This window comes from Pseudoxanthomonas sp. LARHCG66 (assembly GCF_052871755.1).
The window spans coordinates 343,539-362,181 of the sequence record NZ_JBIXJW010000004.1 but is presented as its reverse complement, the minus strand read 5'-3'; the positions used below and the strand labels follow the sequence as shown (position 1 = coordinate 362,181).

Genomic DNA, 18,643 nt, shown 5'->3' with positions numbered 1-18,643 from the left:
ATGGCGTTCTCCGTACCTGCAAGCCGTCGTGAACTGGCCGAAATCAACATCACCCCGCTCGTGGACGTGATGCTGGTACTGCTGGTGATCTTCATCGTCACCGCGCCGTTGCTCTCGCGCCCGATCGACACGATCCTGCCGCAGCCCGCACCGGGAGAAAGAACCGAGCCGCCGAACGACCTCGTCCTCAAGGTCGGTTTGGGGGGAACCTACACGCTGGACGACCGCCCGGTATCACTCGCCGAGCTGCGTCTCCGGCTCGAGGATGCCCTTGTCGCCGATCCCCGGACGGTACTGCAGGTGGATGCTTCCGCTGGCGCCGACTACCAGCAACTGGTCAGCGCCCTGGCACAGGCCGAAGCGAGCGGTCTGGACAATATCGTGATGCGGAACTGATGCGCGCGTGATGGCGCCGGCCGGCGCTCAGCGAGCGGCGCCGGCGGGTGCTTGCAGGATGGCCAGGTAGGCCTCCACCGTGCGCTCGAGGCCGGCGTACAACGCTTCACCGATCAACGCATGACCGATGGAGACCTCCAGGACCCCGGGCACGGCGGTCAGGAAATCACCCAGATTGTCCTGGCTCAGATCGTGCCCGGCATTGACGCCCAGACCCAGGGCCTGCGCTTCGCGTGCGGTCCGGGCGCAGAGTGCCAGCGCGGTTGCAGCGTCGCCACGCGCGGCGGCCTCAGCGAAGGGGCCGGTAAAGATCTCGACGCGGTCCGCGCCGACCCGCGCGGCTTCAGCCAGGCCCTCGCAACCGGCGTCGACGAACAGGCTGACACGACAGCCCATGGCCTTCAGTTCGGCAACGAGCGGCTGCAGGCGATCCATGTCGCGACTGAAATCGAAGCCGTGGTCTGACGTGATCTGCCCGTCGGCATCCGGGACCAGCGTCGCCTGCGCCGGCCGCACGGCATCGCACAGGGCCAGGAACCCGGGATAGCCCTCGCGGGGCGGGGCGAAAGGATTGCCCTCCAGGTTCAGTTCAACGCCGCACTCGCGCGTCAGTGCCGACAGGGCATGCACGTCCGCCGTGCGGATGTGCCGCTGGTCCGGCCGCGGATGCACCGTGATCCCATGCGCGCCTGCGGACAGGCATGTGCGCGCGGCGCGCACCACATCCGGCTCCGTGCCTCCCCGTGAATTGCGCAGCACGGCGATCTTGTTGACGTTGACGCTGAGCGCGGTCACGAAGCGGGGGGCTCTGCGGGTGGCATCGCGTTGCGGCGCGCCTCGGCCACCTCGCGCAGGCGGCGCAGCTCGGTGGGATCGATCATCTGCGACGGGTCCCGGCTGCTCTCACCGATGCGGCGTGCGTACCAGCCCATGATCCAGAGCAGGAACAGCACCAGCGACGCGAGCAGGGAAACCACCATCACCGCCGTGGAGGTCACGGAAAAGCCGACATACAGGGCGCCGACCGCCATCAACAGGAACAACCAGTGCATCGTCCACCCCCGGGTTGGTCGCGGCATATTACCGCCTCCGGCACGGCACAAAAACGGGCCTGCTTCACAGCAACGGCGACATCAGGCGGGCCAGCGCCTCGGGCAGCCGGTGCCGCCAGAGCGAACGGTCGCGCTGCAGCTTCACCGGTTCGCTGGCGGCGATTTCCGCTTCCAGCCACTGCGCCAGCGTGCCGGCGACGCCCCGGTCCCGGAACATCATCGAAATCTCGAAGTTGAGGCGGAAACTGCGGTGGTCGAAGTTGGCGCTGCCGATGATCGCCATGGCGTCGTCGCAGAGCAGCGCCTTGCTGTGCATCATCCGCGGGCCGTACTCGTAGACCTTCACGCCTGCGGCCAGCAACTCGTCGAAGTAGGACCGCGCAGCGAGCGTCACCAGGCGCGAATCACTCACCTTCGGGACCACCAGCCTTACATCCAGCCCACCCAGTGCCGCCGACGTCAGCGCCATCCGTGCCGCTTCACCCGGCACGAAGTAGGGCGTCACCAGCCACACGCGCTGCTTCGCTTCGTGGATGGCGGCGACCTTCAAGCGGTGGATCGGCTCCCATGCGGAATCCGGTCCCGACACCAGCGCCTGCGTGGCGATGCCGCCGCGGACGTTCGCATCGCCCGCGCTCCACAACCGCGTGCCCTGGAAATCCTTGCGTTGCTGCCCGGTCGCGTAGACCCAGTCCTCCACGAACACCTGCTGGATGCTGCGCACGATCTCGCCTTCCAGGCGCAGGTGCAGGTCGCGGTAGGCATCGTCGCGCAAGGATTCGTCTTCGTCGTCGGTGACGTTGATGCCGCCGGTGAAGGCGATGCGACCGTCCACCACCACGATCTTGCGGTGGGTGCGCAGGTTGAGCCATGGCCGGGTGAAGGGCCGGAAGCGGGTAGGGTGGAACCACGCGTACTCGCCACCGGCGTCCACCAGTGCCTGCAGTGCGCGCTTCTTCAGGCGGTTGGAGCCTACGGCGTCCAACAGCAGGCGGACTTTCACCCCCTGGCGCGCTTTCGCCGCCAGTGCGTCGAGCACGCGCATGCCGGTGCGGTCGCCATTGAAGATGTAGTACTCCAGGTGGATGTGGTTGTCTGCGGCTTCAATGGCGTCGACGATGGCCTGGTAGGTGGCGCATCCATCGACCAGCTGCTGCACGGAGGTCGCGGTGGAGGGAGGAAGGCCGGTGATCTTCTGCGCGAGCATGGGCAGCTCGGCACTGTTGCCGTCGGTAGGCGCGAAGACCTCGTAGCTGTCGAGCCCTTCGCGCGAGCGCGTACGACGCAACTGGTGGCGCTTGATCCGTTGCGGCCCCAGCAGGAAGTAGATCAGGTAGCCCACGTAGGGCAGCAGCGCCAGCGACAGCAGCCAGCTCAAGGTGGCCACCGGTTCCCGCTTCTGCAGCGCGATCCAGGCGCACAGCGGCACCAGGTACAAGAGCCACGCGGCCGTCACCCACAACTGCAGATGCGGCAGCGAGGTGAAAGACTCCCACAGGGCGTTCAGCACATCAGCCATCCAGCGATTCTATTCGGTGTCGCGCAGCCTGCGACGATCACGGTGCAAACTGTCTGCATGACGACACCCCCGCCCAGCGTGAAGGGACGTGGTTCCGCCCGATACCTGCCCGGTCGCTTCGCGGTGACCACGCCGGAAGCCGTCGACGACGGTTGGCATGATGCCGACGGCGAAGGCGACATCACGTCCGCTCCGAAGACCGAACTGCGCGAGGAGGTCGCGCGCAGTGTCCTGACCCGCAACCAGTCGCCGGACATCCCCTTCGACCAGTCGCTGAATCCCTACCGGGGGTGTGAGCACGGCTGCAGCTACTGCTTTGCGCGCCCGTCGCACGCTTATCTCGATCTGTCGCCCGGACTGGATTTCGAAACCAGGATTTTCGCGAAGACCAATGCGCCGGAGGTGCTGAGGCGCGAGCTTGCGAAGCCCGGTTATCGGGTCAGCCCGATCTCGCTGGGCATCAACACCGACGCCTACCAGCCGGTTGAACGGAAGCTGCAACTGACACGTCGCATCATCGCGGTGCTGGCCGAAACCAGGCATCCGTTCTCGCTGATCACGAAGAACGCGCTGGTCGAGCGTGACCTGGATCTTCTCGTCCCGATGGCCCGCGAAAACCTGGTGCATGTGTACTTTTCCATCACCACGCTGGACAACGCGCTGTCCTCGCGCCTCGAACCGCGCGCGTCCGCACCGCACACCCGGCTGAAGGCCGTGAAGCGCCTCAGCGAAGCCGGCATTCCCGTTGGCGTGATGTTCGCGCCGGTGATCCCGTGGGTGAACGACCAGGCGCTGGAAGCCGTGCTGGACGCGGCGAGTGCACATGGCGCCACCGCCGCAGGCTATGTGTTGCTGCGCCTGCCGCATGAAGTCGCTCCCTTGTTCCGCGATTGGCTGCAGACGCATCTTCCCGACCGCGCCGCGCATGTGATGAGCACGATCCAGCAACTGCGCGGCGGCAAGGACTACGACAGCCGGTTCGGGAAGAGATTGAGTGGCGAAGGCGTCTATGCCGATCTGTTGGCGCGCCGGTTCGCGCTGGCACTCAAACGGGCCGGTTTCAGGGAGCGCCGGCATCCGCCGCTCGATTGCAGCCGTTTCGTGCCGCCACGCGCACCGTCGCCCCAGGGCGAACTGTTCTGACGGCATCGGCGAGCGCGCTGCGACGATCGGTCACGGGAAACGCCGGAGGCGCGCATGGACAATCCCGTGTGCCTTCCTCCGCATGCACGCCGATGATCACGTCCCTCTACCTCGCCGGTCCGGACATCTTCCGCCCCGACGCGGTTGCGCACGGCGAACGACTCAAGGCGTTGTGTGCACGCCATGGCTTCGAGGGCCTGTTTCCGCTGGACGCGCAGGTGGCTGGACACGCGACAGGCGATGCACGGGATACCGCGCGCGGGATCTACCGCGCCGACATCGGTCTGCTGGATGCCGCCGATGCGGTGCTCGCCAACCTCGATTTCTTCCGCGGTGCGGAACCGGACAGCGGCACGTGCTTCGAAGTCGGGTATGCCGTCGCCCGCGGCAAGCCGGTCTACGCCTATGTGCCCGACAGCGGCAGCCTTGCCGAACGCATCCGTCACCGTTGTCCCCAGTACCTGGCGGCTGATGCCGGCATGGATGTTCACGGCTGGCAACTGGAAGAGTTCGGCCTGCCGCTCAACCTGATGCTCGCAGTCCCCTGCGTGATGGTGGTGGGCGGTGTGGAGGCGGCATTGCAGCGGTTGCGCAGCGACATCGATGCACGGCGGGATGTCGCCTGAGCGACGTTGTCGCGCTTCAGCGTCCGCCGTACAGGTGTTCAGCGCGCTGGAACAGGATCCAGCTGGTCGCGATGTATTTGTCGCCGCCCACCGGACGGTTGCCGCGGTGCGTGTGGGTGAACGCCGTCGGCGCGATCAGCAGGCTGCCGGTGCGGGGCACGATCCTGCGCTGCTGGTGGAAGAATTCTGTCTCGCCCGCCTCGAAGCCGTCGTTGAGATAGAGCGTCCATAGCACGTGGCGGTGCAGCGGTTCGGCATCCGCGCCTTTCGGGAACAGCTCGCAGTGCCAGTACGGATAGCCACCCTCGTCGGCGGGATACCGCTGCAGGTTGATCCGGCCCGGCACGAACACCGCCATGATGAGCTTCATCAGCGCGTCGTCGTCCATGCCGGCGATGTCCTCGTAACCCAGGCGGCGCAGCTGCCCGTCGGCGCCCGGCTGCTGCAGCATCAAGGGCGCGATCAGGCTGAAGGGATAGGTACGCAGGTACTGTTTCAACCCGGCGAGCACGGCCAGGTTGAGGCGCTGTTCCACGTCGCGCCAGTCGGCCTGCCCGCTGATGCTGATGTCGCGGCTGTGCTTGAGCTCCGGGTGGTGTCCGCCGCCCACCTGCCCTGGCCGGTCCTGCCGGCTGGCATCGAAGCGCGCCACGATGGCGCGACAGGTCTCCACGTCCAGGGCGTCGTGATAGACCTCGATGAAGTCCGCAGGCTCTCTGTTCGGTGTCATGCCTGGATTCTAGCCGCCGGCCTGCGTATCGCGATCACGCCGCGGCCGTGTCGTGCGCGCGGTGGTAGCCGACGGCGGCTTCGACTTCCTTCCTCGATCCCAGGAACACCGGTACGCGCTGGTGCAGCTGTGTCGGGCGCAGCGACAGGATGTCCTCGCGCCCGGTGCTCGCCGCGCCGCCGGCCTGCTCCACCAGCATGCCCATCGGGTTGGCTTCGTACATCAGGCGCAGCTTGCCGGCCTTGCCCGGGTCCTTGCGGTCCCACGGGTAGATGAAGATGCCGCCGCGGGTCAGGATGCGGTGCACGTCCGCCACCATGCTGGCGATCCAGCGCATGTTGAAGTCCTTGCCGCGCGGGCCCTCCTTGCCGGCGAGCAGGTCGCTGACGTAACCCTGCATCGGCGCTTCCCAGTGGCGCTGGTTCGACATGTTGATGGCGAACTCCTTCGTCTCCTCCGGGATGCGCATGTCGCGCTGGGTCAGCACGAAGGCGCCCTGCTCGCGGTCCAGGGTGAACGCATGGGTGCCGTTGCCCGTGGTCAGCACCAGCATCGTGCTGGGGCCGTAGATGCAGTAGCCGGCGGCTACCTGGTCACGGCCGGGCTGGAGGAAGTGCTCGTCGCCCGGCGTGGTCACGCCATCCGGGCTGCGCAGCACCGAAAAGATGGTGCCGACCGAGACGTTGACGTCGATGTTGGAGCTGCCGTCCAGCGGATCGAACAGCAGCAGGAAGCCCCCGCGCGGGTAGGCGTCCGGGATCGGCTGGCTGTGGTCCATCTCTTCCGAGGCGCAAGCGGCCAGGTGGCCGCCCCAGGCGTTGGCTTCCAGCAGGATGTCGTTGCTCAGCACGTCCAGCTTCTTCTGCGCCTCGCCCTGCACGTTGCCGGTACCGGCGTCGCCCAGCACGCCGCCCAGCGCACCCTTGCTGACCGCGATCGAGATGCTGGTGCAGGCACGGGCCACCACCGCGATCAGCTGGCGCAGGTCGGCGCTGATGCGGCCGGCGCGCTGCTCCTCGATCAGGTAACGGCTCAGCGAGACGGCGGACGGAACGGGAGCGGGCATGATGGGATCCACGGCGAACGGTGCGCGCATTGTCCGGGTTGATGGGACCAATGCAAGACCATTCGCTATGCTGACGGGTCTGGAGGAAGGAATGGACGAAGCAACCCCGGAGACCTGGCTGGCGCTGTCCTCGGCGCTGGGCCTGGGCCTGCTGATCGGCCTGGTGCGCGAACGCAGCCACGGTCGTCGCGCGCATGCCATCGCCGGCCTGCGCACGCATGCGCTGGTGGCGCTGGGCGCGGCGGTGGCGGCGTGGCTGGGCCTGCCCGTGTTGCTGGTCGGGTTGGGCGTCGTCGGGGCACTGGCGGCGATGGCCTACCACGCCACGCGCCAGGACGATCCCGGTCTGACGAGCGAAGTGACCCTGGTGCTGACCTTCCTGCTGGGCGCCATGGCGATGCGCGCACCGGCGCTGGCCACCGCGCTGGCGGTGGTGGTGGCCGTGCTGCTGTATGCCAAGCAGCCGCTGCATGAACTCACCCGCGACACCTTCAGCGAACGCGAGGTCTTCGACGGCCTGCTGCTGCTCGCTTCGGCGCTGGTCATCCTGCCGATCCTGCCGGACCGCCCGATCGGGCCTTTCGACGCCATCAACCTGGCCACCATCTGGAAACTCGTGGTACTGGTGATGGCGGTCAGTGCGCTGGGCCATGTCGTGCTGCGCGTGGTGGGCAATCGCTGGGGGTTGGCGGCGGCGGGGTTCTTTGCAGGCTATGTGTCGTCGACGGCGGCCACCATCGGGTTCGGACAGCGGGCGAAGGAAACACCGGCCCTGTTGCGCTCGGCTGTCGCGGCCGCGCTGCTGGCGAATCTGGCCTCGCTGACGTTGTGCGTGCCCATCCTGTGGGCGGTATCCCCAGCCCTGGTGCGCGACCTGCTGCTGGAACTCGGCGCGATCGGTGCCGTGCTGCTGGCGGGCGGCCTGCTGGGCCTGCGCGCGGGACGCGAGGAATCCGTGAAGCCCCCTACCTCCGAGAGCCGCATGTTCCGCTTCGGGCAGGCGCTCGGTTTCGCCTTGCTGGTAGGTGTGTTGACGTTCGTGGCGGCGGCGCTCGCGACGTGGATCGGACCACGGGGCGCGATGGCAGCCGCTGCGCTGTCGGCGGTCGCGGAACTGCATGCAGCCGTGGCAACGCTGGCCAACCAGTTTTCGCGCGGTGGACTGGAGGCTGCGGAAGCACGCTGGTGGATGCTCGCGTTGCTGGCGGCCAGCCTCATCGCCAAGTCGGTGATCGCCTGGGTCAGCGGCGGGACCGCCTACGGCATGCGGGTGTCCGCGGGTCTGCTGGTGGCGCTGGCCGCGGGCGCGGCGATGGTGGTGTTCTGAGCCTGGCTTTTCTGTAGGCGCGACGTGAGTCGCGACCGGGGCACCGAATCGCCGTGGAACACGACACCTTCACGAGAAGGGATTGCCGATCCGTTACGTGTCACTAAAAGATCCGGGTGATGGTGAGCGTGCGGTCGCGACTCACGTCGCTCCTAAAAAAACCAGCGGACTCAGATGATCCGCAGCGTGATCGCCTTCAGCACGGCGCGGGTGCGGTCGCGTGTGCCGAGCTTGTCGAGGATCGTGGAGACGTAGTTCTTCACCGTGCCTTCGGCCAGGAACAGCGTGCGGGCGATTTCCTTGTTCGAATAGCCGCCCGCCAGCAGCCGCAGGATCGCCACTTCGCGCTCACTGAACGTATCGCTGGGTGGCGCTTCGTCGCGGAAGCGGAAGCGCGCGCGCACGGGATCTGTGCTCACCGGCTGCAGCAGCGTCTCGCCTGCGGCCACGCGCTGGATGGCGTCATGGAGGTCTTCGGGTGCGGCGTCCTTCAGCAGGAAGCCCTGCGCACCGGCCTGGGTGGCACGCAACAACAGGTCGCTGTCGTCGAAGGTCGTCAGCAGCAGCACCGGCGTCCGGTCGCCACCCTCGCGCAGCTGCAGCAGGGCTTCGATGCCGTCGGTGCCGGGCATGCGGATGTCGCTCAGCACCACGTCCACCGGCTGGGCCTTGAGCTTGGCCAGCAGGTCGGCACCATCTTCGGCTTCGAAGACCACCTCGATCTGCTGCGCCTTCAACAAGGCGCGCAGGCCGGCGCGCACCAGGGCCTGGTCATCGGCCAGGGCGACCCGCACGGTCATGCGGGCAGCCTCACGTCCAGGCGCAGGCCACCGCGAGGCGCGGTGCCCAGGCGCAGATCGCCGCCCAGCGCCGCGACGCGCTCGCGGATGCCCGACAGTCCATTGCCTTCGCGCAAACCACCCCTGAGCTTGCCATCGTCCTCAATGCACAGGCGCATGTCAGCGTCCTCCCTGCTCAGCGAAACCATCAACGTCTCCGCGTTCGCGTGCCGTGCGGCGTTGGTCAGGCACTCCTGCACGATGCGCAGCAGCGACTCCGCCACGGCCGGATCGGTGATGCGGATGTCTTCCGCGATACGCAGATCCAGCGTGGGCCGTGGCAGCGGTGCGGCGAGGGCACGGATCGCGGTCTGGAGGTCCAGCCCGCGCGAATCGCGCAGGGCCTGCACGACGTTGCGGATATCGTCCAGCAACTCGGTGGACAACTGTTGCGCGATGCGGACTTCATCGCGCACGGCGAACACGGGATCGCTGGCCAGTGCCCGCAGGTTGAGCTTCATCGCCGTGAGTTTGTGACCGGCCACGTCGTGCAGCTCGCGCGCCACGCGCAGCCGTTCGGCGTCACGCGCGCTGTCGGCCAGCAGCGCCCGTGTGGCCAGCAGGTCCGCATTCACCAGCGCCAACTGGTCGCGGGATTCCTCGGAGCGGCGGGCATAGTGCACGCACAGGCCGGCGAGCGCCTGGAAGCCGATGTTGATCAACGTCATCGTCAGCGGCGCGCCGAATTCGTGGTGCACCATCAGCGCGTAGAACGCCAGGTTCAAAACCAGTGCGGCGCCGATGACCCCGCGCGGCGACAGCACGTTGACCGCGCATGCCACCCAGACCACCAGCAACACTTGCGCGGTGCCCACGCGCGGCGTCAACCATGCCAGCAGCAGCGCAAGGCCGGCCATCGCCACCAGGGCGATCCGCCGCTGCCGCTCCCAGGTGTCCGGTGCCAGCGCGAACAGGAGGAATCCCAGCGCGTACGCCACCAGTGCGGCGGCCGCGGCTGGCAGCACCTCCGGCGGCAGGAAGCGCAGGCCCAGCGACACGGCGGCGAGCGTGAACACGCCCGCCAGCGTCATGGGTTCGCGAAGTCGATTCAGGGTTGGCCACATGCGCGCATGCTGTCGTGCGCGTGGCGCCGAGGCAATGGGTCGGGCGAAAGTGGTGACTTCCGGCAGGTCAGCGACGCGGCGTTGTCAGAACGCGTCACCCGGCACGCGCACCGTGCCTTCCATCAGCACCCGCGCGCTGCGGCTCATGATGGCCTTGGTGGCCGACCACTGGCCGTCCGTCTGCTTCAGCTCCGCCCCGACCCGCAACGTGCCCGAAGGATGACCAAACACCACCACCTCGCGTGATCCGCCGCCCGCCGCGGCATTGACCACCGTGCCGGGGACGGCAGCGGCGGCGGCGATGGCGACCGACGCAGTGCCCATCATCGCGTGGTGCAGCTTGCCCATCGACATGGCGCGCGCGAGCAGATCGATGTCGGCCGCGCGCACCAGCTTGCCGCTCGACGACAGGTAATCCTTCGGCGACGCGACAAAAGCGACCTTCGGTGTCAGCGGTCGCGCGGCGGCCTTCGCCACATCGTCCACCAGCCCCATGCGTACTGCGCCGTGGGCACGGATCGCTTCCAGCTTCGCCAGTGCGGCCTTGTCCTCGTTGATCGCGCCCTGCAGCTCGGTGCCGTCGTAGCCCAGCGCTGCGGCCTCGACGAACACCACCGGCACGCCCGCGTTGATCATCGTGGCCTTGAACACGCCCACGCCGGGGACATCAAGATCGTCGACGAGGTTGCCGGTGGGGAACATGGCGCCACCGCCCTCGCCTTCACCCTCGTCGGCCGGATCGATGAACTCCAGCTGCACTTCTGCCGCCGGGAATGTCACGCCATCCAGTTCGAAGTCGCCGGTTTCCTGCACCTCACCGCCGCTGACCTGTACGTGCGCGACGATGGTCTTCTGGATGTTGGCCTGCCAGATACGCACCGTGCACACGCCGTCGCGTGGCACGCGCGACGCGTCGATCATGCCGTTCGTGATCGCGAACGGACCGACCGCCGACGACAGGTTGCCGCAGTTGCCGCTCCAGTCGATGAAGGCTTCGTTGATCGGCACCTGTCCGTACAGATAGTCCACGTCGTGGCCGGGCTGCGTGCTCGGCGAGACGATCACCACCTTGCTGGTGCTCGACGTCGCCCCGCCCATGCCGTCGGTGTGCTTGCCGTACGGATCGGGCGACCCGATCACGCGGCTCAGCAGGGCATCACGCGCGGGCCCCGGCACCTGTGCGCGTGCAGGCAGGTCTTCCAGGCGGAAGAACACGCCTTTCGACGTGCCGCCGCGCATGTAGGTGGCGGGGATGCGGATCTGGGGGGCGTGTGGCATATCGGGACTCTGTCAGTTGGGCTGTTCTCCCCTCTCCCCTTGCGGGAGAGGGGCCGGGGGAGAGGGCGCTTCTTCGCGCAGTGCCTTCCATATGGATTCTAGGACTGCATCCGTCTGCTGGAGAATCTCGTCGTTCCAGAATCGCAATACCCGGAATCCCTGCCTCATCAACCACGCATCACGGCCCGCGTCGTGCGGTGAGCCGTTGTGCTGCCCACCATCGGCCTCGACGATCAGACGCGCTCCGAAATGCACGAAGTCGACGACAAAGGGTCCGATCGGTTGCTGGCGACGAAATTTCTGTCCGTCCAGTCGATGCGCACGCAGATGCAGCCAGAGCCTGTGTTCGGCATCGGTCATGTTGCGGCGGAGATGTTTCGCGAACTGTCTCGATTCCATGAGGCCCCCTCTCCCCAACCCCTCTCCCGCGAGGGGAGAGGGGCTCGCAATGTCCGTTTGCATGGAAGAGAGCATACACATCCTCACGCTCCGTCCGGAATCTCCGGCTCCACCAGCTTCGCCAGCATCTCCAGCGATTCCTGCCAACCCTGGTAGCAGAAATCGACCGGGATCGCGGCGGGAATGCCTTCCTGCACGACATTGAGCTCGGTGCCGGCGACGCTCTTCTTCAGCGTGACGGTCACGTGCATCTGGCCTGGCAGGCCGGGGTTGTCGAACTGGTCGGTGTAACGCAGCAATTCGTTCTCCACCAGTTCCACGTAAGTGCCGCCGAAGGAGTGGCTGGAGCCGGTGCCGAAGTTGGTGAACGACATCGTGTAGCCGCCGCCCACGCGGGCATCCATCGAATGGACCTTGCCGGTGAACCCGTGCGGCGGCAGCCACTTAACCATCGCGTCGGGATCGAGGAATGCGCGGTAGACGCGCGAAGGCGGTGCGCGCAGCACGCGATGCAGGCGGACGGTACCGGGGGCGGTGTTCTCGGACATGATCGGACTCCTGTGCGTTGGGTGTACCGATACGACGAACGGGTCAGGCCGCTTTCGACGCGTCCAGGAAATCCTGCGCGAACCGCTGCAGCACCCCGCCCGCTTCATAGATCGAGACTTCCTCGTCCGAGTCCAGTCGGCAGGTCACCGGCACGTGCACGGTCTCCCCGCTGGCGCGGTGGATCACCAGCGTCAGCGCCGCGCGCGGCGCGCGCGCGCCCACCACGTCGAAGGTCTCGGTGCCATCGATGCCGTAGGTCCTGCGGGTCTCGCCCGGTTTGAACTCCAGCGGCAGCACGCCCATGCCGATCAGGTTGGTGCGGTGGATGCGCTCGAAGCCCTCGGCCACGATGGCTTCCACGCCGGCCAGGCGCACGCCCTTCGCGGCCCAGTCACGCGAACTGCCCTGTCCGTAGTCGGCGCCGGCGATGATCACCAGCGGCTGCTTGCGTGCCATGTAGGTTTCGATGGCTTCCCACATGCGCGTCACCTGGCCATCGGGTTCGATGCGGGCCAGCGATCCCTTCTTCACCTCGCCATCCACCACCGCCATCTCGTTGACCAGCTGCGGGTTGGCGAAGGTAGCGCGCTGCGCGGTGAGATGGTCGCCGCGATGCGTGGCGTAGGAATTGAAGTCCTCTTCCGGCAGGCCCATCTTGGCCAGGTACTCGCCTGCGGCGCTGGACGCGAGGATCGCGTTCGACGGCGACAGATGGTCGGTGGTGATGTTGTCGCCGAGCACGGCCAGCGGCCGCATGCCCGTCAGCGTGCGCTCGCCGGCCAGTGCGCCTTCCCAGTACGGTGGGCGGCGGATGTAGGTGCTCTGCGGGCGCCAGGCGTACAGGGGTTCGATCTTGCCACCGTGCTCGACGCGCACGTTGAACATCGGTCCATAGACCTTGCGGAACTGTTCCGGCTTCACGCTCGCCTTGACGATGGCATCGATTTCATCGTCGCTCGGCCAGATGTCCTTCAACGTCACCGGCCTGCCGTCTGCATCGACGCCCAGCGCATCCTTTTCGATGTCGAAGCGCACCGTGCCGGCAATGGCGTAGGCGATCACCAGCGGCGGGGAGGCCAGGAACGCCTGCTTGGCGTACGGGTGGATGCGGCCGTCGAAGTTGCGGTTGCCCGACAGCACGGCGGTGGCGTACAGGTCGCGGTCGATGATCTCCTGCTGGATGGCCGGGTCCAGCGCGCCGCTCATGCCATTGCAGGTGGTGCAGGCGAAGGCGACGATGCCGAAACCGAGCTTCTCCAGGTCCGGCAACAAGCCCGACTCTTCCAGGTACAGCTGTACCGCCTTGGAGCCCGGCGCGAGCGAGCTCTTCACCCACGGCTTGCGCGCCAGGCCCCTCGCATTCGCATTGCGGGCCAGCAGTGCGGCGGCAATGACGTTACGCGGGTTCGAAGTGTTGGTGCACGAGGTGATGGCGGCGATGATCACGGCGCCGTCAGGCATCAGCCCCTGCGCTTCATCCGCCCTGCCCGCCTCCAGCTTGGTTCCGTCGGCGATGCCGCGCTCCGCCAGCGCGCTGGTCGGCAGGCGCTTGTGCGGATTCGACGGCCCGGCCATGTTGCGGACCACGGTGGACAGGTCGAAGTGCAGCGTACGCTCGTACAGCGCGCTCTTCAGGTCGTCGGCCCACAGTCCCGCGGTCTTCGCATACGTTTCGACCAGGGCCACCTGCTCGTCGGTGCGGCCGGTCAGGCGCAGGTAGTCCAGCGTGTTGTCGTCGATGAAGAACATGGCCGCGGTCGCGCCGTACTCGGGCGCCATGTTGGAGATCGTCGCGCGGTCGCCGATGGTCAGCGCCGCCGAGCCCTCGCCGCGGAACTCCAGATAGGCGCCGACGACCTTCGACTGGCGCAGGAATTCGGTCAGCGCCAGCACCACGTCGGTGGCGGTGATGCCGGGCGCAGGCTTGCCGCCCAGCTCGACGCCCACGATATCCGGCGTACGCATCCACGACGCGCGGCCGAGCATGACGTTCTCCGCTTCCAGTCCACCGACACCGACGGCGATCACGCCCAGCGCGTCCACGTGCGGCGTGTGGCTGTCGGTGCCCACGCAGGTATCGGGGAAGGCCACGCCGTCCTGCACATAGATCACCGGCGACATCTTCTCCAGGTTGATCTGATGCATGATCCCATTGCCCGGCGGGATCACGTCGACGTTCTTGAATGCGTGCTTGGTCCAGTCGATGAAGTGGAAACGGTCTTCGTTGCGGCGGTCCTCGATGGCGCGGTTCTTGGCGAACGCGTCCGGGTCGTAGCCGCCGCACTCCACCGCCAGCGAGTGGTCGACGATCAACTGCACCGGCACCACCGGGTTCACCTGCGCGGGGTCGCCGCCCATGTCGGCGATCGCGTCGCGCAGCCCGGCCAGGTCCACCAGCGCGGTCTGGCCCAGGATGTCATGGCAGACCACGCGCACCGGGAACCACGGGAAATCCAGGTCGCGGCGGCGCTCGATCAGCTGGCGCAGGTAGTCGTCGCGGCGCGCGGGATCGGCGCGGCGCACGATGTTCTCCGCATGCACGCGCGCGGTGTACGACAGCGTGGCCCAGGCGTCGGGGCGCAGGGCATCGACGGCGGCGCGCGCATCGAAATAGTCGAGCGTGGTGCCCGGGAGCGAGGTGCGGAAGTCGGTATTCATGGCATGCCGTCTGCTGTGAACGGGGTGCGCGCGATGCGGGTCGGCGCGTGACGACATGCTACCGGAGGCAGGTGTCCATGGCCGGGAAAACGCCTGTTACCGGCAAGAAATCACCGATGCGTTGATGAAGACCATCAACATGCGCGGGTCATTCGAACACCAGCTTGCCCTTCATCATGTTCCAGTGCCCGGGGAAGGTGCAGAAGAAGGTGTAGTCGCCGCCCCTGCGCAGTCGCGAGGTCGGGAACACCACCTCGGTCGCCTGTCCGCCGCCGATCACCGGCGTGTGGGCGATCACGCGGGCGTCGTTGCGGGGCAGATAGTCGTCGGCCAGTTTCATGCGGCCGCCGGCCAGGCCGAGCTCGCGATGATGGCGTGTTTCGGCCAGTACCCAGTTATGGCCCATCGCCTGCGCCGGCATGCGACCGGTGTGCTTCAGCACCACCCGCAGCTGCGCGCAGTCGCCCGGCACGCGGATGGTCTTCAGGTTGAAGGTCATCATGTCCGTCGCTTCGACGGTCACCGCGCAGTTGCGGGCGAACGCGGCGCCGGAGAGGGGCAGCAGTGCGCAGAGGGCGAACAGCGGGAGCAGGCGTCGGAGCATCGGACATCCACGGAAAGGCGGGATGCCCGCGATTGTACGGCGCGTGTCAGACGTCGCCGCCGTCCGCCCAGCCTTCGCCGGTGCCGCGTGTGTAGACCTTGTCGCCATCACGCACGTCGCCGGCGGGGACCGCGTCCTGCGCGTCCAGCCGCGCGTAGATCGGGGTGAAGTCCGGCGCGGTCGCATTCATCAGCTGCTCGAAACTGTCGATGACGAAGTAGGTCTTCTGGAACGTGTCGATCCGGTAGCGCGTGCACATGATCCGCTCCAGATCGAAGCCGATGCGGTTGGGCGCATCCGATTCCAGCGAATACAGCGACTCGCCCTTCGACGACACGATGCCCGCGCCGTAGATGCGCAGGCCGTCCTGCGTGTTGATCAGGCCGAACTCCACCGTGTACCAGTACAGCCGGGTCAGGTGCTGCAATGCGTCCGGACCGATCCCGTGCGCCTTCACGCCGCCCTTGCCGTACGCTTCCATGTAGTCGGCGAACACCGGGTTCATCAGCAGCGGCACATGGCCGAACAGGTCGTGGAACAGGTCGGGTTCGGCGATGTAGTCGATCTGGTCCGGCCGGCGGATCCACCAGGTGACGGGAAATCGCCGGTTGGCCAGGTGGTCGAAGAACTCCAGCTCCGGCAGCAGTCCTTCCACCCCGACCAGCTGCCAGCCGGTGGTGGCGCGCAGCACCGCGTTCAGTTCATCGAAGCGCGGGATGCGGTCCGGCGTCATGCCCATCGCGTCCTGCGCCTGCAGGAACTCGTCGCAGGCGCGGCCGACCAGCAGCGCGCGCTGGCGTTCGTACAACGCACCCCAGGTGGCATGGTCGTTGGCCGGGTACTCGGCGGGCTGGTCCACGATGGCGGTCGTATATACCGGTACGTAGCCCTTGTCGGTCTGCTGGTGCTCGACGCGGCGAGGCTCGTTCATGGCGGCTTCCCGGAGGGAGGAGGAATAGGCCGATGCTAGCGGCAGACGCGCGCAACAGGCTTGCTAAATTGCGCCCACACCGACAGATGGTGCAATGAAATTGCGTGAACAGGCTATCCTGTGCAGCAAATGACCGAATCTGCCTCTCTCGACCGCATTGACCTGCGCCTGCTGGCGCTGCTGCAGCGCGACGGCCGTGCCACCAATGCCGACATCGCGGCGCAGGTGAACCTGTCGCCCTCGGCCTGCCTGCGCCGCATCCAGCGGCTGGAGGCGACGGGCGTGATTGCCGGGTACGCTGCCCGCGTCGACCCCAAGGCGGTCGGGCTCGGGCTGCAGGCCTTCGTCCGCGTGCAACTGGAGAGGCACGACCCGGCCAGCGTCCAGCACTTCGGGGACGGCGTGCGGGGTTGGGACGAAGTGGTGGCGTGTTACGCGCTGACCGGCGACATGGACTACCTGCTGCACGTCGTGGTGCAGGACCTGGAGCACTTCTCCCGCTTCCTGCTCGACAACCTGCTCAATGCCAGCGGCGTGGCGGACGTGAACTCCAGCTTGGTGCTGCGTGCGGTCAAGACCGACGGCGGCCTGCCATTGGGGTATGCCGGATGACATCGATCATGGTTGTCAGCGCGACACGGCGGACAGAGCGGGATTTCCGGGAGGGCAGTGCGCTGGGGACATCGTTGCGCCGGCTGTCGTTCGACGCGCGCATCCGGAGCCGGATCGCGTACCAGAACGGTCGTGGCCTGCCGGAGGTCTACAACCAGGCGATCAGGGAAAGCCAGGACAGTGATGTGCTGGTATTCGTGCACGACGATGTCTGGATCGACGACAGCTTCCTCGCTGACCGCTTGCAGGACGCGCTGCTCCGCTACGACGTGGTCGGCGTGGCAGGCAACCGGCGCAGGCAGCCCCGGCAGCCCGCATGGGCGTTCGCCGACATGACGCTGGCATGGGACGACAAGGCCCACCTGTCGGGCGGGGTGGCGCACGGCGCATATCCTTTTGGCGGGGTGTCCTACTTCGGCGGCATGCCTGCCGACTGCGAACTGCTGGATGGCGTCTTCCTCGCCGCACGCCGGGCAGCCCTGTCGCAGGCGCGCGTCGAATTCGATCCGCGCTTCGGCTTCCACTTCTACGACATGGATTTCTGCCGGTCCGCCAGGCAGGCGGGGTTGCGCCTGGGAACCTGGCCGATCGCGTTGACGCACCAGAGTGGAGGCGCGTTCGGGTCGGATGCCTGGCAGGCCGCCTACGGCGACTATCTGGCGAAGTGGGGCGACTAGCGCAGCGTCCCCAGGTCGCGTCCACGCGGATCCTGTCCGCGACACGTGCTACAACGCACGCGGTTACCGACCCTCGAGACCATCATGTACGGACTGATCGGCAAGATGCGCGCCACACCGGGCCAGCGCGACGCGCTGCTCGCGATTCTGCTGGAAGGCACCGAAGCCATGCCGGGCTGCCTGAGCTACGTGATCGCGGGTGATCCCGCCGATGCCGATGCGATCTGGATCACCGAGGTCTGGACCGATGCGGCCAGCCACACGGCCTCGCTCACGTTGCCGGCCGTGCAGCAGGCCATCGCGAAGGCGCGGCCGCTGATCGCGGGATTCGACAGCCACATCGAGACGGTGCCGGTGGGCGGGCATGGGCTGACTCCCTTGTAGGAGCGACGTAAGTCGCGACCGCATGCCCACCCGGTCATGACGTCTTGAGAACCTGCGACGGCGAGGGGATGCCGCTCGGTCGTCCTGTGCGGATCAAGGCGTTCATGCCGTGCGGTCGCGACTCACGTCGCTCCTACAATGGGCCCATCGCTCTTGGCCTGGACGACATCCATGGATTTCTTCCTCAGCTCCTGGCAACGCGCATGGACCGGCATCGGCGCGGCGGGCGAGGGCGACGCGCTGTTCGCACAGCTGATGACCGCGTACGCCGAGCCGCAGCGGCATTACCACACGCAGCAGCACCTCGGTGAATGCCTCTCGGCGTTCGATGACGTGCGTGCGCTGGCCGAGCATCCCGATGAAGTCGAACTCGCCCTGTGGTTCCACGACGCGATCTACGACGTCAAAGGTCACGAGAACGAGCAGCGCAGCGCCGACTGGGCGCGCGATGCGCTGCGTGCAGCCGGTGTCCTGGGCGAGTCGGCCCAGCACGTGCACGACCTGGTGATGGCAACGCGGCATACCGCGGTGCCGTCGGGCCACGACGAACAACTGCTGGTCGACATCGACCTGTCGATCCTCGGTGCCGAGCGCACCCGTTTCGACGAGTACGAGCAGCAGATCCGCAAGGAATACGCCTACGTCCCCGGCTTCCTGTTCCGGCGCAAGCGGCGCGAGATCCTCAAGGGGTTCCTGGATCGGCCGGCTATCTACAGCACGCCGCATTTCCACGACGTGCTGGAGGCGAGGGCGCGGGACAACCTGCGCCGCGTGACCGGCTGACCCGCG

Annotated in this window: 21 protein-coding genes; 8 read left to right on the top strand and 13 right to left on the bottom strand. The window is 67.1% G+C overall.

Features of this window, described 5'->3' with window-relative positions; genetic code table 11:
- Complete coding sequence (locus ACIPRS_RS14445) at positions 1 to 396, top strand: ExbD/TolR family protein (RefSeq protein ID WP_446539022.1); 396 nt, start codon at positions 1 to 3, stop codon at positions 394 to 396.
- A gap of 27 nt (positions 397 to 423) precedes the next feature.
- On the opposite strand, the gene ACIPRS_RS14440 is transcribed toward ACIPRS_RS14445, so the two are convergent.
- The 3 genes from ACIPRS_RS14440 to cls form a co-directional block, all read right to left on the bottom strand.
- The gene (locus ACIPRS_RS14440; protein WP_446539021.1) at positions 424 to 1,191 is read right to left on the bottom strand and encodes a pyridoxine 5'-phosphate synthase; all 768 of its coding nucleotides are present in this window, start codon (positions 1,189 to 1,191) and stop codon (positions 424 to 426) included.
- On the bottom strand, positions 1,188 to 1,448 hold the full coding sequence (locus ACIPRS_RS14435) for a hypothetical protein (RefSeq protein WP_337732837.1): 261 nt from the start codon (positions 1,446 to 1,448) through the stop codon (positions 1,188 to 1,190). Before ACIPRS_RS14435 ends, ACIPRS_RS14440 begins: the two co-directional genes overlap by 4 nt.
- A gap of 64 nt (positions 1,449 to 1,512) precedes the next feature.
- On the bottom strand, positions 1,513 to 2,967 hold the full coding sequence (gene cls / locus ACIPRS_RS14430; RefSeq protein WP_446539020.1) for a cardiolipin synthase: 1,455 nt from the start codon (positions 2,965 to 2,967) through the stop codon (positions 1,513 to 1,515).
- 57 nt (positions 2,968 to 3,024) lie between these two features.
- On the opposite strand from cls, the gene ACIPRS_RS14425 reads away from it, so the two are divergent.
- Both ACIPRS_RS14425 and ACIPRS_RS14420 read left to right on the top strand, forming a co-directional pair.
- A complete protein-coding gene (locus ACIPRS_RS14425) occupies positions 3,025 to 4,110 on the top strand; it encodes a PA0069 family radical SAM protein (RefSeq protein WP_446539019.1) in 1,086 nt (361 codons plus the stop codon).
- A gap of 92 nt (positions 4,111 to 4,202) precedes the next feature.
- Complete coding sequence (locus ACIPRS_RS14420) at positions 4,203 to 4,736, top strand: nucleoside 2-deoxyribosyltransferase (RefSeq protein WP_446539018.1); 534 nt, start codon at positions 4,203 to 4,205, stop codon at positions 4,734 to 4,736.
- A 16-nt stretch (positions 4,737 to 4,752) separates the two neighbouring features.
- Here ACIPRS_RS14420 and ACIPRS_RS14415 read toward each other — a convergent pair whose 3' ends face one another.
- The gene (locus tag ACIPRS_RS14415) at positions 4,753 to 5,466 is read right to left on the bottom strand and encodes a 2OG-Fe(II) oxygenase (RefSeq protein ID WP_446539017.1); all 714 of its coding nucleotides are present in this window, start codon (positions 5,464 to 5,466) and stop codon (positions 4,753 to 4,755) included.
- 34 nt (positions 5,467 to 5,500) lie between these two features.
- Positions 5,501 to 6,532: a class 1 fructose-bisphosphatase gene (locus tag ACIPRS_RS14410; RefSeq protein WP_337732842.1), complete on the bottom strand. Its 1,032-nt coding sequence runs from the start codon at positions 6,530 to 6,532 to the stop codon at positions 5,501 to 5,503.
- Between the two features lie 91 nt (positions 6,533 to 6,623).
- On the opposite strand from ACIPRS_RS14410, the gene ACIPRS_RS14405 reads away from it, so the two are divergent.
- Positions 6,624 to 7,859 carry an MgtC/SapB family protein gene (locus ACIPRS_RS14405; RefSeq protein WP_446539016.1) on the top strand — a complete coding sequence of 412 codons (1,236 nt, stop codon included), beginning with the start codon at positions 6,624 to 6,626 and terminating at the stop codon, positions 7,857 to 7,859.
- 170 nt (positions 7,860 to 8,029) lie between these two features.
- On the opposite strand, the gene ACIPRS_RS14400 is transcribed toward ACIPRS_RS14405, so the two are convergent.
- The 8 genes from ACIPRS_RS14400 to phhA form a co-directional block, all read right to left on the bottom strand.
- Entirely contained in the window at positions 8,030 to 8,659 is a 630-nt protein-coding gene (locus ACIPRS_RS14400; RefSeq protein WP_446539015.1) for a response regulator, read from the bottom strand.
- On the bottom strand, positions 8,656 to 9,762 hold the full coding sequence (locus ACIPRS_RS14395; RefSeq protein WP_446539014.1) for a sensor histidine kinase: 1,107 nt from the start codon (positions 9,760 to 9,762) through the stop codon (positions 8,656 to 8,658). The genes ACIPRS_RS14400 and ACIPRS_RS14395 overlap by 4 nt, the downstream gene beginning before the upstream one ends.
- An 84-nt stretch (positions 9,763 to 9,846) precedes the next feature.
- Entirely contained in the window at positions 9,847 to 11,040 is a 1,194-nt protein-coding gene (prpF, locus tag ACIPRS_RS14390; RefSeq protein WP_446539013.1) for a 2-methylaconitate cis-trans isomerase PrpF, read from the bottom strand.
- A 12-nt stretch (positions 11,041 to 11,052) separates the two neighbouring features.
- Positions 11,053 to 11,439, bottom strand: a complete 387-nt coding sequence (locus ACIPRS_RS14385) for an endonuclease domain-containing protein (protein WP_446539012.1) — start codon at positions 11,437 to 11,439, stop codon at positions 11,053 to 11,055.
- 83 nt (positions 11,440 to 11,522) lie between these two features.
- A complete protein-coding gene (locus ACIPRS_RS14380) occupies positions 11,523 to 11,987 on the bottom strand; it encodes an SRPBCC family protein (RefSeq protein WP_446539011.1) in 465 nt (154 codons plus the stop codon).
- Between the two features lie 43 nt (positions 11,988 to 12,030).
- A complete protein-coding gene (gene acnD, locus ACIPRS_RS14375) occupies positions 12,031 to 14,646 on the bottom strand; it encodes a Fe/S-dependent 2-methylisocitrate dehydratase AcnD (protein ID WP_446539010.1) in 2,616 nt (871 codons plus the stop codon).
- A gap of 148 nt (positions 14,647 to 14,794) precedes the next feature.
- Entirely contained in the window at positions 14,795 to 15,250 is a 456-nt protein-coding gene (gene azu, locus ACIPRS_RS14370) for an azurin (RefSeq protein ID WP_446539009.1), read from the bottom strand.
- Positions 15,251 to 15,296: 46 nt separating this feature from the next.
- A complete protein-coding gene (phhA, locus tag ACIPRS_RS14365) occupies positions 15,297 to 16,181 on the bottom strand; it encodes a phenylalanine 4-monooxygenase (protein ID WP_446539008.1) in 885 nt (294 codons plus the stop codon).
- A gap of 129 nt (positions 16,182 to 16,310) precedes the next feature.
- Between phhA and ACIPRS_RS14360 the strand changes: the two genes are divergently transcribed.
- The 4 genes from ACIPRS_RS14360 (at position 16,311) to ACIPRS_RS14345 (ending at position 18,637) form a co-directional block, all read left to right on the top strand.
- The gene (locus tag ACIPRS_RS14360; protein WP_446539007.1) at positions 16,311 to 16,793 is read left to right on the top strand and encodes an Lrp/AsnC family transcriptional regulator; all 483 of its coding nucleotides are present in this window, start codon (positions 16,311 to 16,313) and stop codon (positions 16,791 to 16,793) included.
- On the top strand, positions 16,790 to 17,470 hold the full coding sequence (locus ACIPRS_RS14355; protein ID WP_446539006.1) for a glycosyltransferase: 681 nt from the start codon (positions 16,790 to 16,792) through the stop codon (positions 17,468 to 17,470). The genes ACIPRS_RS14360 and ACIPRS_RS14355 overlap by 4 nt, the downstream gene beginning before the upstream one ends.
- Positions 17,471 to 17,554: 84 nt before the next feature.
- Positions 17,555 to 17,854: a putative quinol monooxygenase gene (locus tag ACIPRS_RS14350; protein WP_446539005.1), complete on the top strand. Its 300-nt coding sequence runs from the start codon at positions 17,555 to 17,557 to the stop codon at positions 17,852 to 17,854.
- 171 nt (positions 17,855 to 18,025) lie between these two features.
- Positions 18,026 to 18,637, top strand: a complete 612-nt coding sequence (locus ACIPRS_RS14345; protein ID WP_446539004.1) for an HD domain-containing protein — start codon at positions 18,026 to 18,028, stop codon at positions 18,635 to 18,637.
- The last annotated feature ends 6 nt before the right edge of the window (positions 18,638 to 18,643 follow it).

Excerpts from the sequence above, each read along its gene's own strand:
- acnD (WP_446539010.1), bottom strand. The coding sequence starts at position 14,646 with ATGAATACCGACTTCCGCACCTCGCTCCCGGGCACCACGCTCGACTAT.
- ACIPRS_RS14410 (WP_337732842.1), bottom strand. The coding sequence starts at position 6,532 with ATGCCCGCTCCCGTTCCGTCCGCCGTCTCGCTGAGCCGTTACCTGATC.
- ACIPRS_RS14355 (WP_446539006.1), top strand. The coding sequence starts at position 16,790 with ATGACATCGATCATGGTTGTCAGCGCGACACGGCGGACAGAGCGGGAT.
- phhA (WP_446539008.1), bottom strand. The coding sequence starts at position 16,181 with ATGAACGAGCCTCGCCGCGTCGAGCACCAGCAGACCGACAAGGGCTAC.
- ACIPRS_RS14415 (WP_446539017.1), bottom strand. The coding sequence starts at position 5,466 with ATGACACCGAACAGAGAGCCTGCGGACTTCATCGAGGTCTATCACGAC.
- ACIPRS_RS14405 (WP_446539016.1), top strand. The coding sequence starts at position 6,624 with ATGGACGAAGCAACCCCGGAGACCTGGCTGGCGCTGTCCTCGGCGCTG.
- ACIPRS_RS14380 (WP_446539011.1), bottom strand. The coding sequence starts at position 11,987 with ATGTCCGAGAACACCGCCCCCGGTACCGTCCGCCTGCATCGCGTGCTG.
- ACIPRS_RS14420 (WP_446539018.1), top strand. The coding sequence starts at position 4,203 with ATGATCACGTCCCTCTACCTCGCCGGTCCGGACATCTTCCGCCCCGAC.
- ACIPRS_RS14350 (WP_446539005.1), top strand. The coding sequence starts at position 17,555 with ATGTACGGACTGATCGGCAAGATGCGCGCCACACCGGGCCAGCGCGAC.
- cls (WP_446539020.1), bottom strand. The coding sequence starts at position 2,967 with ATGGCTGATGTGCTGAACGCCCTGTGGGAGTCTTTCACCTCGCTGCCG.
- prpF (WP_446539013.1), bottom strand. The coding sequence starts at position 11,040 with ATGCCACACGCCCCCCAGATCCGCATCCCCGCCACCTACATGCGCGGC.
- ACIPRS_RS14395 (WP_446539014.1), bottom strand. The coding sequence starts at position 9,762 with ATGTGGCCAACCCTGAATCGACTTCGCGAACCCATGACGCTGGCGGGC.
- ACIPRS_RS14385 (WP_446539012.1), bottom strand. The coding sequence starts at position 11,439 with ATGGAATCGAGACAGTTCGCGAAACATCTCCGCCGCAACATGACCGAT.
- azu (WP_446539009.1), bottom strand. The coding sequence starts at position 15,250 with ATGCTCCGACGCCTGCTCCCGCTGTTCGCCCTCTGCGCACTGCTGCCC.
- ACIPRS_RS14400 (WP_446539015.1), bottom strand. The coding sequence starts at position 8,659 with ATGACCGTGCGGGTCGCCCTGGCCGATGACCAGGCCCTGGTGCGCGCC.
- ACIPRS_RS14445 (WP_446539022.1), top strand. The coding sequence starts at position 1 with ATGGCGTTCTCCGTACCTGCAAGCCGTCGTGAACTGGCCGAAATCAAC.
- ACIPRS_RS14345 (WP_446539004.1), top strand. The coding sequence starts at position 18,026 with ATGGATTTCTTCCTCAGCTCCTGGCAACGCGCATGGACCGGCATCGGC.
- ACIPRS_RS14360 (WP_446539007.1), top strand. The coding sequence starts at position 16,311 with ATGACCGAATCTGCCTCTCTCGACCGCATTGACCTGCGCCTGCTGGCG.
- ACIPRS_RS14435 (WP_337732837.1), bottom strand. The coding sequence starts at position 1,448 with ATGCACTGGTTGTTCCTGTTGATGGCGGTCGGCGCCCTGTATGTCGGC.
- ACIPRS_RS14425 (WP_446539019.1), top strand. The coding sequence starts at position 3,025 with ATGACGACACCCCCGCCCAGCGTGAAGGGACGTGGTTCCGCCCGATAC.